Origin of the sequence: Streptomyces boluensis, assembly GCF_009908195.1 — a bacterium.
Classification (GTDB): Bacteria; Actinomycetota; Actinomycetes; order Streptomycetales; family Streptomycetaceae; genus Streptomyces; species Streptomyces boluensis.
The window spans coordinates 13,418-27,391 of sequence record NZ_JAAAHS010000055.1; the positions used below are offsets into that span (position 1 = coordinate 13,418).

The window sequence follows — 13,974 nt, forward strand, 5'->3', positions numbered from 1 at the left end:
GAGCCCCGATGAGATCACCGCACGTGCTCTGGGCCGTCGTGCCCGTAGTGGCTTTCCTCAGTACCCCGTTCCTGCCTTTCGTCAACGGCCCGCACCTCTGGTTCGGCATCCCCTCCGTCCTCGCCTGGTGCCTGCTGTGGACGGCCGGTACGACGGCTTCGCTCGCGCTCGTCGAACACTTCGCCCGGCACACGGACGAGGGCGACGAGGACGACAGCGTGATGCGCGACGCGTACGAGGAGGCCGCCGCGTGAACACCACCATGGCCATCACCCTGATCGGCATCGTCACCATCGCGGTCGTCGGCATGACAGGCCGTAGGCCCGGCCGTGGGGAGTTCAGCGAATGGACGGTGGGGAAGCGCAAGTTCTCCACGTTCACCACCTGGTTCCTGCAGGCGGGCGAGGCCTTCACGACGTTCAGCTTCCTCGGACTCGCAGGCATCGCCTTCGGCGGCGGCGTCGCCGCGGCCTTCGCGCTCTGCTATCTCGCGATCAACTTCATCCTGCAGTACTTCACCGCGCCCCGCATGCGTGAACTGGGCCGCAAGGGCGGCTACTTGACGCAGGCCGACTTCTTCACCGACCGCTTCCGCAGCCCCCTGCTCGGCAAGGTCGTCGCCGTCGTCGGAGCCGTCTTCCTGCTGCCGTACCTCCAGCTCCAGATCACCGGGCTCGGCCTGATCGTGCAGCTCGCCACCGGCAGCCGCACCGGCGGCAACCTGAGCATGGTGCTCGCCACCGTCCTCACCGTCGCCTTCGTCCTGTGGTCCGGCATCCGCGGCATCGCCCGCGTCGCCTACCTCAAGGACGCCCTGATGATCGTCGGGCTCGTGGTGCTGATCGTCGGTGTGGCCCTGTCCGTGAACGGCGGCATCGGCGGCCTGTTCGAGACCGTAAGGGACAGCCAACCGAACCTTCTGACGTTCCATCAGGAGGGTTACGACGCCACGTTCTTCGTCACCGCCGTCATCATCTCCGGCCTCGGCGGCGGACTCGGCACCATGGCTCATCTGTGGCCGCCGGTCCTCGCCGCCGGCAGCGGGCGGGCCCTGCGCAAGAACGCGATCTGGCTGCCGCTCTACCAGATCGCACTCGGCATCCCGGTGATCGTCGGCTTCGCCGGCATCCTCCTGGTGAAGCAGGGCTCGGCCCCGAACGCCGTCGCCCTGACGCTCGCAGGCCAGACCCTGCCGGGCTGGCTCGTCGGCGTCGTCGCGGTCGCCGCCGCCTCGGCGGCGATGGTGCCGTCCGCCGCCATCGTCGTCGGCATCTCCAGCCTGCTGTCCCGCAACCTCCTCAGCGTCGGCAACGAGCGCACGCAGCTGCGCACCAACCACATCTGCGTGATCGGGGCCGCGACGCTCGCCCTCGTCCTCGGCCTGACACGGCCTGGACTCCTGGCCGACCTGCTGCTGCTCACGTACGGCGGCCTCACCCAGCTCGCCCCGGCGATCGTCATGGGCCTCGCGAAGAAGGTCCGCCTGGACGCCGTGCCCGCACTGCTCGGCATCCTGACCGGCGTCGGCGTCCTGATCTGGCTCACCTTCGGCGGCGTGGACGTCGGCACCTTCGACACCGGACTCATCGCCCTCGTCCTGAACGTGGCGGTCACCGCCGTCGCCCAGACGGTGCTGCGGTCCCGCTCCGTCGCCCCGGTCCCGGCCGAGGCCAACTGACCGGCCGCCGGGCCGCGCGCGGTGTGGGGCCGCGCGCCGCCCGGCGGTCCACCGGGGGAGGTCAACTGTCCAGTGAGAGCGCGTTCTTGGCGTACGCGACGGACTCCTCCGAGGCGGGCCCGCCGGAGTTCTCCGTGGCCAGGGCCTGGTTGAGGGTGACGAACGGACGCATCCGCCGCTCGTACCGGGCATACGCGGCGCGGTGGTCGCCGTCGGCCCGCGCGAGGGAGTCGGCCAGTACATGGGCGCCGACGAGGGCCAGGCTTGTGCCCTGCCCCGAGAGCGGGGAAGGGCAGTAACCGGCGTCCCCGAGCAGGGTCACCCGGCCCCGCGACCACTGGTCCATCCGGATCTGGGCCATGGCGTCGCAGTAGAAGTCGGGCGCCTTCCGGGCGGCCTCGGCCAGGCGGGACCCCTCCCACCGCATCGAGGCGAGCTTGCCCACGACGCGTTCCTGGAGGGCGTCGCCGGTACGGAGGTCGTCGGCGAGGGGAGCGGACTCGAAGCCGTACGCGATCCGCAGTTCGGTGTTGTCGCGTACGGGCATGATGCCGAACCCCGCGTCGCCGTCCCGCAGCCACATCTGCCAGTCCTCCAGGTCGAGGAAGTTGTCCGCGCTGAACACCGAGAGGTAGCTCCCCAAGTGGTGGGCGTACCGCTCCTCCGGGCCGAAGGCCAGGCGCCGCACCGTCGAGTGGAGGCCGTCGGCCCCGACCACGAGGTCGAACACGCGGGACGGCCCGTGCGCGAAGTCGACGCGCACGCCGGACTCGTCCTCGTCGAGCGCGGTGACACTGTCGCCGAAGAGGTACTCGACGCCTGCGCGCGTGTGCTCGTACACGATCCGTACGAGGTCCTCGCGGAGCACCTCGATGTCGTCGCTGTCGAGCCGGCCGCTGCTGAAGGTCGCCTCGGTGGAGCGGTCGACCTCCTGGCCGTCGGGGTCGAGCATCGACATGCCGCGCATCCGGGTCCGTACCCGGGCCGCCTGCTCCAACAGGCCCATCCGCTCCATGACTTCGAGCGCGACACCGCGGATGTCGACGGCCTGGCCACCGGCGCGCGGGGCCGGAGCGCGTTCCACGACGGTGGGCTCGAAGCCGTGGTGGCGCAGCCAGTAGGCGAGGACGGGCCCGGCGATTCCGCCGCCGGAGATGAGTACGGTCCGCATGAGTGGCTCCTCCACTGGTCAGGTCAGGTCAGGTCTTCTGCTCTGTACGCTGTACGCGTTCTGAACGTACGCCGTACGCGCAGCTCCCTCAACTGGCCATATGCGACTGTGTACTAGGGCAGTTCGCACCCGATCCGACGTTGCCGCTGCTACGCTCTGCACTAGTACAGGACAGGAAGGTGGCAGGCCGTGACGAAGACCACAGGGGCAGCCGGTGATCCGCCCTATCTGCGGATCGTCGCCGAGATCAGGCGGCGCGTCGCGGACGGCGAACTCGCCCCCGGGGACCGGGTTCCCTCGACCCGGCGGATCGCCGGTGAGTGGGGCGTCGCGCTCGCCACCGCCACCAAGGCCCTGACCACCTTGCGCCTGGAGGGAGTTGTCGAGGCCCGGCCCCGGATCGGCACGGTCGTCGCCGGTGCCGGTGTCGCCGCCGGATCAGCCCCCGCCGCGTCGCCCCACAAGCGCCCGTCACCCGCCCCGGAGCCCGGCCAGGAGCAGGACCAGGACCAGGAGCTGAGCCTCGACCGGATCGTCCGTGCCGCCGTCGAGATCGCCGACGCCGAAGGGCTCCCGGCGCTCTCCATGCGCGGCGTCGCGGCCCGCCTCGGCGTCGCGGCGATGTCGACCTATCGGTACGTGCCGAGCAAGGAAGACCTCGTCCTGCACATGGCCGACGCCGCGTTCGGCGAGGAGTCCTGCCCCGTGGGCGCCCCCGAGGACTGGCGCACCCGTGTCGAGCTGGGCGCCCGGACCCTGTGGAGCCTGTACCGCAAGCATCCGTGGCTGGCCCAACTCGGCTCCCTCACCCGCCCGTTGCTCGTGCCCAACCTGATGGTGCACGGCGAGTGGATCCTGAGCGCCCTCGACGGCCACGGGCTCGACCCCACGACCCTGTTCGACATCCACGTACTGATCTACAGCCACGTCCAGGGCCTGGCGGCGCACCTGGAGCTGGAAGCGCACGCCGAGGCGACCACGGGCCAGTCGGACGAGCAGTGGATGGACAGCCGCGCCCCCGACCTCAGGGCCCTGGCGGAATCCGGCCGCTTCCCGACCTTCGCCAAGGTGGTCGGCGGCTTCGAGGACGGCTACGACCTGCGCCTCGACACCCTCTTCGAGTTCGGCCTCACGGCACTCCTCGACGGGTTGGCTCCGCTTGTCGAAGGGCGCGAGGGCGGTCGGCGGCGCGACGCCCCGTAGCCGCTCAGCCGTTGCGGTACAGGCTCGTGAGCAGTTCGATCGCCGCCTGCGTCGCCGGGTGCGCGTCGTCCCGGCACCAGGCGAGGCGTACGGCGACGGGCTCGGCGTCCCGGACCGGGCGGTAGACGATGCCGGGGCGCGGGTACTGGTGGGCGGTGGCCTCCGCCGTCATGCCGACGCAGCGGCCGCTGGAGATCACCGTGAGCCAGTCGTCGACGTCGTGGGTGTCCTCGGTGCGCGGGCGGGCGTCGGGCGGCCACAGCTCGGCGGTGGTCGTGCCGGTGCGCCGGTCGACGAGGATCGTGCGGCCCTCGAGGTCGGCGAGGCGCACAGAACGGCGCCCGGCGAGTGGGTCGTCACCGGCCAGGGCGCACAGTCGGCGCTCAAGGCCGACGATCGCCGAGTCGAACCGCCGCTCCTCCAACGGCCTGCGCACCACCGCCAGATCGCAGGCGCCCTCCGCGAGCCCGGCGGTCGCGGAGTTGACCCGGACGAGACGCAGCTCGACCGTACCGGGGTGCGCCTGGGCCCAGCGGCGCTGGAACGCCGCGGTGTGCCGGCCGAGCGCCGACCAGGCGTACCCGACCCGCAGCACCGTGTGGCCCGACGTGGCCGCCTCGACCAGCGCCTCCGCCTCACCGAGCACCCGCCGCGCCTGCGCCACCACCCGAAGCCCGGTCGCGGTCGGCGCCACCTCGCGCGAGGTGCGCCTCAACAGCCGTACGCCCAGGGCGCGTTCGAGCGAGGCGAGCGTACGGGACACGGCCGCCTGCGAGACGCCGAGCGCTATGGCGGCGTCGGTGAAGCTGCCCTCGTCGACGATCGCGACGAGACAGCGCAGTTGCCGCAGCTCCAGACCTCCAGAACGATCCATGACTCCAGCGTATAGATGGTTCCACTGACGCATTTTGCGTATAGCCGGCGCGGGTGGACTCTCGGGCCATGCGAGCCTCCCGCGCCTCCGCGACCCTGATCTCCGCCACGCCCGAACCCGTACGTACAGCCGCCTCCGCACCGGCCGGCGGCCGGGGTGCCGGGGTGGCCGTGATGGTCGGCAGCGGGCTCTCCAACCAGACCGGCGCCGCGATCGGCTCGCTCGCCTTCCCGGTCCTCGGCCCGCTGGGCGTCGTGGCGGTACGGCAGTACGTCGCCGCCCTGGTCCTCTTCGCCGTCGGCAGGCCGCAGTTGACGTCATACACCTGGGCGCAGTGGCGGCCCATGCTGCTCCTCGCGGTGGTGTTCGGCACGATGAACCTGTCCCTGTACAGCGCCATCGACAGGATCGGCCTCGGTCTCGCGGTCACCCTCGAATTCCTCGGCCCGCTGACCATCGCCCTGGCCGCCGTGCGCCGCCGCGTGGACGCCTGCTGCGCGGTGCTCGCCGTGGCGGGTGTCGTCGTCCTGATGCGCCCGCAGCCCTCCACCGACTACCTCGGGATGGCGCTCGGCCTGCTCGCCGCCTGCTGCTGGGCCGCGTACATCCTGCTCAACCGGACCGTCGGCCGCCGGGTGCCAGGAGCGCAGGGGAGCGCGGTGGCGGCGGGGGTCTCGGCGCTGATGTTCCTGCCGGTCGGGGTGGTCGTGCTGCTGCGGCAGCCGCCGGGCCTGCCGGCCGTCGGGTTCGCGGTCGCCGCGGGGGTGCTGTCCTCGGCGGTCCCGTACCTCTCGGACATGTTCACGCTGCGGCGCGTACCGGCCCAGGCCTTCGGCCTGTTCATGAGTGTCAATCCGGTACTGGCCGCCCTCGTCGGCTGGATCGGCCTCGGGCAGGGCCTGGGCCTGACGGAGTGGGCGGGCATCGGCGCGATCGTGGCGGCCAACAGCGTCAGCATGCTGGCGCGGCACTGAGGCTGTCGGTCGACGTGGCCTCAACTCCGTTGTGCCGAGGCGTCCTTAGGGGGCGCGCCCTTCGGGTACCGGACGAAGAGGATGCCGTGGACCTCGCCGGTCGGGGCGCTGTAGAAGTGCGGGGCGTCGGCCGGCCAGTGGGCGTGGCCGCCGGGGGCGGCGGTCTGCGGGGCGTCCGGCAGGCCCACGACCGCCGTTCCGGAGAGCACCATCAGGCTCTCCGTGGTGTACGGGACATGCGCGGCCGACCGCTGGGTCGCGCCCTCGGCGATGGTCACGCGGAAGACGTCGGTGGCCGCGGCCTCGTCCTCGTACCGCTCCAGGAGTACCGCGGTGACGGCGCTGCCGGAGATCCCGCCCGTGCCGGACGCCGTGCCGCCGGTCGCGGGGTCGTCGAGTACGGCGCTGAGCGGGCGGCCGAGCGCGGTGGTCAGGGCGTAGAGCGTTTCAAGGGTGGGGTTGCGGCGGCCCGCCTCCAGCTCCGAGAGCGTGCCCTTGCCGACGCCCGAGCGGCGCGAGAGTTCCGAAAGGGAGAGGCCGCCGTCCTGGCGAAGCCGTTTCAGCCTGCGCCCCACTTCGTCGTTCAGAGCCATCCGCTCGGTTCCGTCCGCTCGCTTCCGTCCGCGGTTCCGTCCGTTCCGCGTCCACTGGTCTGCGTCCGCCGGTCTGCGTCCACCCATGCTTTGACCTGCTGCCGCCTACGCCTTTAGTGTTCCACAAACAGAACGTTCCGTTTATAGAACGAAGTGATGTCCGCATGTCCCCGCTCTCCCGCATACGTGCCGCCGCGCCGCCCTCGACCGTGGCGGCGGCGCTCATCGCGGTCACCGTCGGCGTGACCAGCGCCGCCGCCATCGTCTTCACCGCGGCTCGGGCCGCGGGGGCGGACGCGCGGGAGGTCTCCTCCTGGATGCTGGCGCTCGGCGTCGGGATCGCGGTGACCAGTGCCGGTCTTTCGCTGCGGTACAAGGCCCCGGTGCTCACCTCCTGGTCGACGCCGGGAGCCGCGCTCCTCGCGACGAGCCTGACCGGGGTGTCCATGGAGAAGGCCGTGGGCGCGTTCATGTTCAGCGCCGTGCTGATCACGCTGAGCGGGCTCACCGGATGGTTCGCGCGGGTCATGGACCGGATCCCGGTGCCACTGGCGTCGGCGCTGCTCGGCGGCGTACTGCTCGACTTCGGGACCGGCCTTTTCTCCCAGATGGGCGGCAGCTTCGCGATCGCGTTCCCGGTGTTCGTGCTGTACCTGCTCGCGCGCCGCCTTCTGCCCCGGTACGCGGTCCTCGTCGCGCTCGGGGGAGGCGTGGTGGCTTCCGTACTCACCGGCGGCTGGCACCTGGAACGGGTCCGACTGTCGCTCGCGCAGCCGGTGTTCACGGCTCCGGAGTTCGACTGGAAGGTGCTGATCAGCGTCGGGGTGCCGCTGTTCGTCGTCACCATGGCCTCGCAGAACCTGCCGGGGGTCGCCGTGCTGCGCGCGTCCGGCTACGAGGTGCCCGTCTCGCCCGTCCTGACGTGGACGGGGGCGGCGCAGGCGGTGCTCGCGCCGTTCGGGGCGTTCGGCCTCAACCTGGCGGCGATCACCGCCGCGATCTGCACCGGCGACGAGGCCCACCCCGACCGGCGGCGCCGCTACCTCGCGGCGGTGTGGGCCGGTTTCTTCTACCTGTGCGTCGGCCTGCTCGGCGCGACCGTCGCCTCGCTGCTCACCGCGATGCCGCACGCACTCGTCCTGGCGGTCGCCGGGGTCGGCCTACTGGCCACGATCGAGGCGTCCCTGGCCAGTGCGCTGTCCGACCTCGCGTCCAGGGAGGCGGCGGTCGTCACCTTCCTCGCCACGGCCTCGGGTGTGACGCTGCTGGGTATCGGGTCGGCGTTCTGGGGGCTGCTCGCGGGGGTGCTCACGAGTGTGATCGCTTCGGTGGGACGGGGGCGGCGGGCTGCCGCACCCGCACCCGTTGCCGTATCGGATTCCGCTTCAGCGCCGCAGCCGGTCGCGGCGGCCTCGCGTACGCCTGAGGGTGCCTGAGCACACGTCCGCGTGCGCACCGCCTGTGACGTGCGCACCGCCTGCGCCGAGACCTGCGAGGTCACCGCGCCGAACCTGCGCCGAACCCGAGCCGAACCTCACCCTCGAGGATGGTTCAACTCACCCAGTACGGACGCGAGTTGATCCGCCGTCAGCGGCTCCGTGGGCAGCGTGTGCGCGCCCTCCGCGCGCAGGCCGTCGGTCAGGAGGGCGAGGGGGCGGCGCCAGGAGCCGGGGGCCGCTGTCTCCAGGGCCGGGGCCGCGCGGCCCAGTGCGGCGAGGGCGAGGAGGAGGTCCTCGGTGACCACGTCGGCGCGTACGAGGCCCTGGTCGCGGCAGCGGTCGAGGAGGCCCGCGAAGGTCTCGGCGTTGTGGACGTGCAGTTTCTCCAGGGTCGGCACGCCCTGGATGCCCGTCGTCATCAGGTCGTTGGCGCCCCGGTCCGCGGCGAGCACCGTGAAGACCCGGTCCAGGTAGCCGTTCAGGCCCGCCCAGGGGTCCTCGGCCCGCCGCGCCTCCTCGCCCGCGTCGATCACTGCGGCGAGCGTCACGTGGAAGACGGCCTCGATCAGGGCCGCCCGGTCCGGGAAACGGCGGTACAGGGTGGCGTTGCCGACCCCTGCCCGGCGGGCGATCACGTCGAGCGGTGCCTCGACGCCCTGCTCGGCGTACACCTCTCGGGCGGCGGCCAGTACCAGTTCACGGTTGCGCTGTGCGTCCCTTCTCACGCACCGCACAGTACCCGATCTGTGGAGCACTCCCCGGTTCCTGTTAGGGTCGCCGGGACGAGGAAGCGGGGACTACTCCCCATTTCGAGAAGGGTTCGCCATGCCTGATCGGCACACCGAGGAACTGGCCGCCTGGACCGGGGACTTCGGCATCGATCCGTACCCGGCCTTCCGGGCCCTGCGTGAGCGGGGGCCCGTCCACCACGTCCGTTTCCCCACCGGGGACACCGCGTGGATGATCCTCGGCCACGAGGAGGCCCGCGCCGCTCTCGCCGACCCGCGGATGCGGCACGACGTGCGGTACTCCGCCGAGTACGACAGCGACGGGCTGTACTCCATCGGCCGCAACATGCTGCAGACCGACCCGCCCGACCACACCCGGCTGCGGTCCCTGGTCGCCCGTGAGTTCACCGCGCGCCGCATCAAGGCGCTGCGGGCCCGGATCCAGGTGGCGGTGGACGAACTCCTGGACGCCATGGGGCCGTCGGGGCGCGGCGACCTCATCGACGCCTTCGCCTTTCCGCTGCCGCTGACCGTCATCTGTGAACTGCTCGGCGTTCCAGGGGTCGACCACGACACCTTCCGGGCCTGGACCGCGAAGATCCTCGCCATCGGCGAACCGGAGACCTCGGGCCTGGCCGCGCAGGAGATGGCGGTCTATCTCGCCGGGCTCATCGAGGAGAAGCGGCAGGTCGAGCAGGCGGCGGAAGGCGATCTGCTGCACGCGCTCGTGCGGGCGCACGAGGAGGACGGTGACCATCTCACCGACGAGGAACTGATCGGTATGGCCTTCCTGTTGCTCGTCGCCGGGCACGAGACGACGGTCAACCTCATCGCCAACGCCGCCCATCTGCTCCTCACCCACCCCGAGCAGCTCGCCGCGCTCCGCGCCGACGCGGGCCTCCTGGAGAACGCGGTGGAGGAGGCACTGCGCTTTGAACCGCCCTCGCAGGCCGGTACGTACCGGTACACCTCCGAGCCCGTCACCATCGCCGGTACGGAGATCCCGAAGGGCGCGCGCGTGGTCATCTCCCTCGCCTCCGCCAACCGCGACCCGGCACGCTTCCCCGACCCGGAACGTTTCGACATCCACCGCGACCCGGCGCTGACCCGCTCCCACCTCACCTTCGGGCACGGCATCCACCACTGCCTCGGCGCACCGCTCGCCCGCCTCGAAGCCAACCTCGCGCTGCGCGCCCTCCTCGACCGCTTCCCCGACCTGGCGATCGACGGCGACCCCGCACCCGACTGGCGCCCCAGCCTCCTGCGCGGCCTGAGCCGGCTGCCGCTGCGCTGGTGAGGCGGGGTCCGCAGGGGGCGTCTCGCCGACAGGGGGACACCGGACTCCTCGGACCGAACTCACGCCGGGCACCGGCCGGTTGAAGGCCTCGCTTGTGTCTCCCGTGGGGGGAGACACCAAGCTGGGGTCATGGACAGCGACACGCTCTATTCCATCGGAGAGCTCTCCCGCCGGACAGGCCTGACGGTGAAGACCATCCGGTACTACTCCGACCAGGGCATCGTCCCGCCGACCGGCCGGAGCCCGGCGGGCTACCGGCTGTACGGGGCCGACGCGCTCGCACGCCTGGAACTGCTCCGCACGCTGCGTGACCTCGGGCTCGACCTGGCGACTGTCCGCAAGGTGCTCGACCGGGAGGCATCCGTACCGGAAGTCGCCGAGGCGCACGCCGACGCCCTGGACGTACAGATCCGGACGCTTCGCCTGCGTCGGGCCGTACTACGGGCATTCGCCCGCGGCTGCCCCACCCCCATGGAGATGGATCTCATCCACCGACTCGCCACGCTCTCCCGGTCCGAACAGCGCAGACTGGTGACCGACTTCATCGACGACGCCTTCGAAGGCCTCGAAACCAACCCCGAGTTCGTGCACCTCATGCGAACCACCCTGCCCGAACTCCCCGACGACCCCACGCCCGAGCAGGTCGCGGCCTGGGTGGAGCTCGCCGAACTGTGTCAGACCGAGGACCTCCGCACCGCCGTCCGGCGGCTGGCCGCCGAGCAGGCGGAGGAACCTTCCCGGCAGGACGTCAACGGCCTGCACCACGGCCTGAACCAGGCGGTGCGCGAGCGGATCGACGAAGCGGTCTCCATCGGCCTGCTGCCCGCATCCGCGCAGGCCACGCCCCTCGCCGACTCGCTGAGCGGCCTCTATGGCCACGCCTACGCGCGGGCCGGTGACGGCGACCTGCGTCGTTGGCTCCTGGCCCGGCTGCAGCCGGCCGCCGACCCGCGCGCCGAGCGCTACTGGCGGCTTCTGGGAACGGTCAACGGGTGGTCCGCGTCACCGACGCTCGCTCCCGTCCGTACCTGGTTCACCACTGTTCTCTGCGGCACGGGTGCCGCGGCGGCGACCACTTGAGTCCTGGGGGGCATCACATGAAGTACGACGCATTGCAGATCCTGGGTGTGGCTCTCCTCGTCCTCGGGGCGCAGGGAGCGATCCGTCAGCTCGTCGACCACGGCAACGCCGGACTCCTGGCCTGGCTGCCGGGCGGGTTCGCGGCGGGCATCACGGTTCACGTGGCCGCCGTCGTCGTCGGCGCGGTTCTCGCGGGTTGGGCGCGCGGGCGGGCGAAGGCGGGGCGGAAGGGCTGACGGCACCCGGCAGGGCTGACGGCACCCGGCACGTCGAGCCCCGCCGGACCGACGCCGGCCGTCAGACCCACTCCGGCCGTCAGACCCACTCCGGCCGTCAGACCGACTCCGGCCGTCAGGCCGAAGGCATCCCCAACTCCGCCGCCAGGCGGGCCCGGTGCCAAGCCGGTGGGCCGAGGAGTTGGGCCGTGCTGTGGGCGTGCTTGAAGTAGTGGTGGGCGGAGTGTTCCCAGGTGATGCCGATGCCGCCGTGGAGCTGGACCATCTCGCCCGCCACCGACGAGAACGCCTCCGAGCAGGCCGACTTGGCGACCGCCGCCCTGCGGGTCAGTTCGGGTGAGGGGGAGGTCGAGGGCAACTCGGCGGCCGCGGCGAAGGCCGCGGCGAGCGCCGCCGAGCGGGCCGACTCGACCTGGACGTACGCGTCCGCGAGGCGGTGTTTCACCGCCTGGAACGAGCCGATGGGGCGGCCGAACTGCACGCGCTCCTTGGCGTAGGCGACGGTGAGTTCGAGGCAGCGCTCGGCCGCCCCGACCTGTTCCGCGGCGAGCGCCGCGCAGGCCAGGTCCAGTACGTGCCGCAGCACCGCCTCGCCCGTACCGTCCGTGCCGACGAGCCGGGCCTCGGCGGCGTCGAGCCGCACGCGGGCAAGGGGTCGGGTCTGGTCCATCGTCACGGCCGCCTCGCGGTGTACGCCGGTGCCGTCCGTCGGTACGTGGAAGAGGGCGAGCCCGGCGTCCGTACGGGCCGCGACCAGGAGCACGTCCGCCTCGGCTCCGTGAAGGACGAGCTCCTTGGTCCCGCTGAGCAGCCACCCCCCGCCGGGTGCGGGGGTGGCCGTGGCGCGGATCGTCGCCGGGTCCCATGAGCCCTGTTCGGCCCAGGCCAGCGCACCCACCGCACTCCCGTCGGCGAGCCGGGGCAGGAGGTGTGCGCAGGCCGTCTCGTCGCCGGAGGCGAGCAGCGCCCGTACGGCGAGCACGGCGGAGCCGAGATACGGCACGGGGCTCAGCGCGCGCCCCAACTCCTCCATGACCACGTGGACTTCACGTGCCCCGCAGCCGACGCCGCCGTACTCCTCGGGGACCGCGAGCGCGGCGACGCCGATCTGCTCGGTGAGGGGGTGCCAGGCCGCCGCCCCCTCGTGGCGGCCGAGCAAGGACCGTACGGCGGACCGCAGTTCTTCTTGTTCCTCCGTCAGCCTCACTCGGCTGCTCCTTTCTTCTCGGCGCCCGCGGGCGCCCTAGAGGTGTGGTGCCGGTGCGGCGGTCAGGCGCCTTCGGGTGCGGACAGGTCCTTGCCGCGGGTCTCGGCGATACGCCACACGGCGAGCGTGGAGACGAGTGCGCAGCAGATGGCCAGGACCGAGAGCGGAGCGCTGCGCAGGCCGCCGGGCCCGGAGAGCAGGCCGCTGGCGACGAGCGGGGTGAAGCCGCTGCCGATCAGCGCCGCCAACTGGTAGCCCATAGACGCCCCCGTGTAACGGACCTCGGTGCCGAACATCTCGGACAGCAGCGGCCCGAGCGGCGCGTACATCGCGGACTGCAGCGACTGGCCGATCAGCATGCCGAGGATCAGGGCCGTGGGCGACTTGGTGTCGATGAGGGCGTACATGGGGAACGCGCACAGCACGATGCCCACAGCACCGCCGGCGACGACGGCCCGGCGGCCGACGCGGTCGGACAGCGCCGAGAACGCCGGGATCGTCACCAGGCCCGCGAACGACGCGGCGATGAGCCCGTTCATCACGTCGGCCGTGGCGTATCCGATGCCGGTGGCGTACGTGAGCATGTAGATGCTGATGAGCCCGGTCAGCGCGAACGGGCCGATGCCGACCGCACACGCGAGCAGCAGCGCGCGCGGCCGCCGCAGCACCTGGGCCAGCGGAAGCCGGGCCGGACCTGTGGCCTTCCGCTCCCGCTGCGCCTCGACCGCCTGCCGGAACAGCGGGCTCTCGCTGATGCTGAGGCGTACGTACAGACCGATCACCAGGAGCAGCGCGCTGAACAGGAACGGGACGCGCCAGCCCCAGGACATGAACTGGTCGCGGGGCAGCCGCGAGATCGCGGTGACGGCGACCGTGGAGAGCAGGAAGCCGATCGGTGACCCCATCTGCATGAGGCCGTTCCACAGGCCGCGGCGGCGCGCGTCGGCGTGCTCGACGACCATCAGCGTCGCACCGCCCCACTCGCCGCCGATGGCGATGCCCTGCACGACGCGGAGCAGTACGAGGAGGATCGGCGCCGCGAGGCCGATGGTCTCGTACGTGGGCAGCACGCCGATCAGGAAACTGGCCGCGCCCATCAGGATCATGGTGAGGACCAGCATGGTCTTGCGGCCGAGCCGGTCACCGAAGTGACCGAAGACGGCACCGCCGACAGGCCGCGCCACATACCCGGCGGCCAGGGTGCCGAACGCGGCGATGGTGCCGACCGTCGGATTCGTCTCGGGGAAGAACAGCGGCCCGAAGGCGAGGGCGGCCATGGTGCCGTACAGCAGGAAGTCGTAGTACTCGATGATCGTGCCGAGCAGGCTCGACAGGGCCACCCTGCGCAGCAGGGCGGGGTCAGGGGTGGTGGCGGCGGTGGTGGTCTTCGGTCTCGCGGAGTCGTGCGGGGACGGTGCGGCGGACATGGCATAACTCCCATGAGCGGTAGGGGTGTTGGGCGACGCGACAGGGAGTGGGGGGCTGTCTCTTATA

14 protein-coding genes are annotated in these 13,974 nt (G+C 71.8%); 8 read left to right on the plus strand and 6 right to left on the minus strand.

Annotated elements, in window-relative coordinates; genetic code table 11:
• Positions 1-8 precede the first annotated feature (8 nt).
• Both GUY60_RS10440 and GUY60_RS10445 read left to right on the plus strand, forming a co-directional pair.
• Positions 9-254: a hypothetical protein gene (locus GUY60_RS10440; RefSeq protein ID WP_161696199.1), complete on the plus strand. Its 246-nt coding sequence runs from the start codon at positions 9-11 to the stop codon at positions 252-254.
• Positions 251-1,678, plus strand: a complete 1,428-nt coding sequence (locus GUY60_RS10445) for a sodium:solute symporter family protein (protein WP_312866245.1) — start codon at positions 251-253, stop codon at positions 1,676-1,678. Before GUY60_RS10440 ends, GUY60_RS10445 begins: the two co-directional genes overlap by 4 nt.
• A gap of 61 nt (positions 1,679-1,739) precedes the next feature.
• Here GUY60_RS10445 and GUY60_RS10450 read toward each other — a convergent pair whose 3' ends face one another.
• Positions 1,740-2,849 (minus strand): FAD-dependent monooxygenase, encoded by a 1,110-nt coding sequence (locus tag GUY60_RS10450; RefSeq protein ID WP_161696201.1) that lies wholly within the window; start codon positions 2,847-2,849, stop codon positions 1,740-1,742.
• Positions 2,850-3,038: 189 nt separating this feature from the next.
• Here GUY60_RS10450 and GUY60_RS10455 point away from each other — a divergent pair, with 189 nt between their 5' ends.
• Positions 3,039-4,052: a TetR/AcrR family transcriptional regulator C-terminal domain-containing protein gene (locus GUY60_RS10455; protein WP_161696203.1), complete on the plus strand. Its 1,014-nt coding sequence runs from the start codon at positions 3,039-3,041 to the stop codon at positions 4,050-4,052.
• A gap of 4 nt (positions 4,053-4,056) precedes the next feature.
• Here the strand turns inward: GUY60_RS10455 and GUY60_RS10460 are convergent, their stop codons facing one another.
• On the minus strand, positions 4,057-4,926 hold the full coding sequence (locus GUY60_RS10460) for a LysR family transcriptional regulator (RefSeq protein WP_161696205.1): 870 nt from the start codon (positions 4,924-4,926) through the stop codon (positions 4,057-4,059).
• Positions 4,927-4,994: 68 nt separating this feature from the next.
• Between GUY60_RS10460 and GUY60_RS10465 the strand changes: the two genes are divergently transcribed.
• Positions 4,995-5,900 (plus strand): EamA family transporter, encoded by a 906-nt coding sequence (locus tag GUY60_RS10465; protein ID WP_161696207.1) that lies wholly within the window; start codon positions 4,995-4,997, stop codon positions 5,898-5,900.
• Between the two features lie 20 nt (positions 5,901-5,920).
• Here the strand turns inward: GUY60_RS10465 and GUY60_RS10470 are convergent, their stop codons facing one another.
• Positions 5,921-6,493: a helix-turn-helix domain-containing protein gene (locus GUY60_RS10470; RefSeq protein ID WP_161696209.1), complete on the minus strand. Its 573-nt coding sequence runs from the start codon at positions 6,491-6,493 to the stop codon at positions 5,921-5,923.
• 164 nt (positions 6,494-6,657) lie between these two features.
• On the opposite strand from GUY60_RS10470, the gene GUY60_RS10475 reads away from it, so the two are divergent.
• The gene (locus tag GUY60_RS10475) at positions 6,658-7,929 is read left to right on the plus strand and encodes a benzoate/H(+) symporter BenE family transporter (RefSeq protein WP_161696211.1); all 1,272 of its coding nucleotides are present in this window, start codon (positions 6,658-6,660) and stop codon (positions 7,927-7,929) included.
• A 98-nt stretch (positions 7,930-8,027) separates the two neighbouring features.
• Here the strand turns inward: GUY60_RS10475 and GUY60_RS10480 are convergent, their stop codons facing one another.
• Entirely contained in the window at positions 8,028-8,657 is a 630-nt protein-coding gene (locus tag GUY60_RS10480) for a TetR/AcrR family transcriptional regulator (protein WP_312866246.1), read from the minus strand.
• A gap of 100 nt (positions 8,658-8,757) precedes the next feature.
• Here GUY60_RS10480 and GUY60_RS10485 point away from each other — a divergent pair, with 100 nt between their 5' ends.
• From GUY60_RS10485 to GUY60_RS10495, 3 genes are all read left to right on the plus strand, one after another.
• A complete protein-coding gene (locus GUY60_RS10485; protein WP_161696215.1) occupies positions 8,758-9,957 on the plus strand; it encodes a cytochrome P450 family protein in 1,200 nt (399 codons plus the stop codon).
• Positions 9,958-10,086: 129 nt separating this feature from the next.
• The gene (locus GUY60_RS10490) at positions 10,087-11,037 is read left to right on the plus strand and encodes a MerR family transcriptional regulator (RefSeq protein WP_161696217.1); all 951 of its coding nucleotides are present in this window, start codon (positions 10,087-10,089) and stop codon (positions 11,035-11,037) included.
• Positions 11,038-11,054: 17 nt separating this feature from the next.
• Complete coding sequence (locus GUY60_RS10495) at positions 11,055-11,273, plus strand: hypothetical protein (protein ID WP_161696219.1); 219 nt, start codon at positions 11,055-11,057, stop codon at positions 11,271-11,273.
• 115 nt (positions 11,274-11,388) lie between these two features.
• On the opposite strand, the gene GUY60_RS10500 is transcribed toward GUY60_RS10495, so the two are convergent.
• Both GUY60_RS10500 and GUY60_RS10505 read right to left on the minus strand, forming a co-directional pair.
• Entirely contained in the window at positions 11,389-12,480 is a 1,092-nt protein-coding gene (locus GUY60_RS10500; RefSeq protein ID WP_161696221.1) for an acyl-CoA dehydrogenase family protein, read from the minus strand.
• 62 nt (positions 12,481-12,542) lie between these two features.
• The gene (locus tag GUY60_RS10505) at positions 12,543-13,907 is read right to left on the minus strand and encodes an MFS transporter (RefSeq protein WP_161696223.1); all 1,365 of its coding nucleotides are present in this window, start codon (positions 13,905-13,907) and stop codon (positions 12,543-12,545) included.
• Positions 13,908-13,974: the final 67 nt, after the last annotated feature.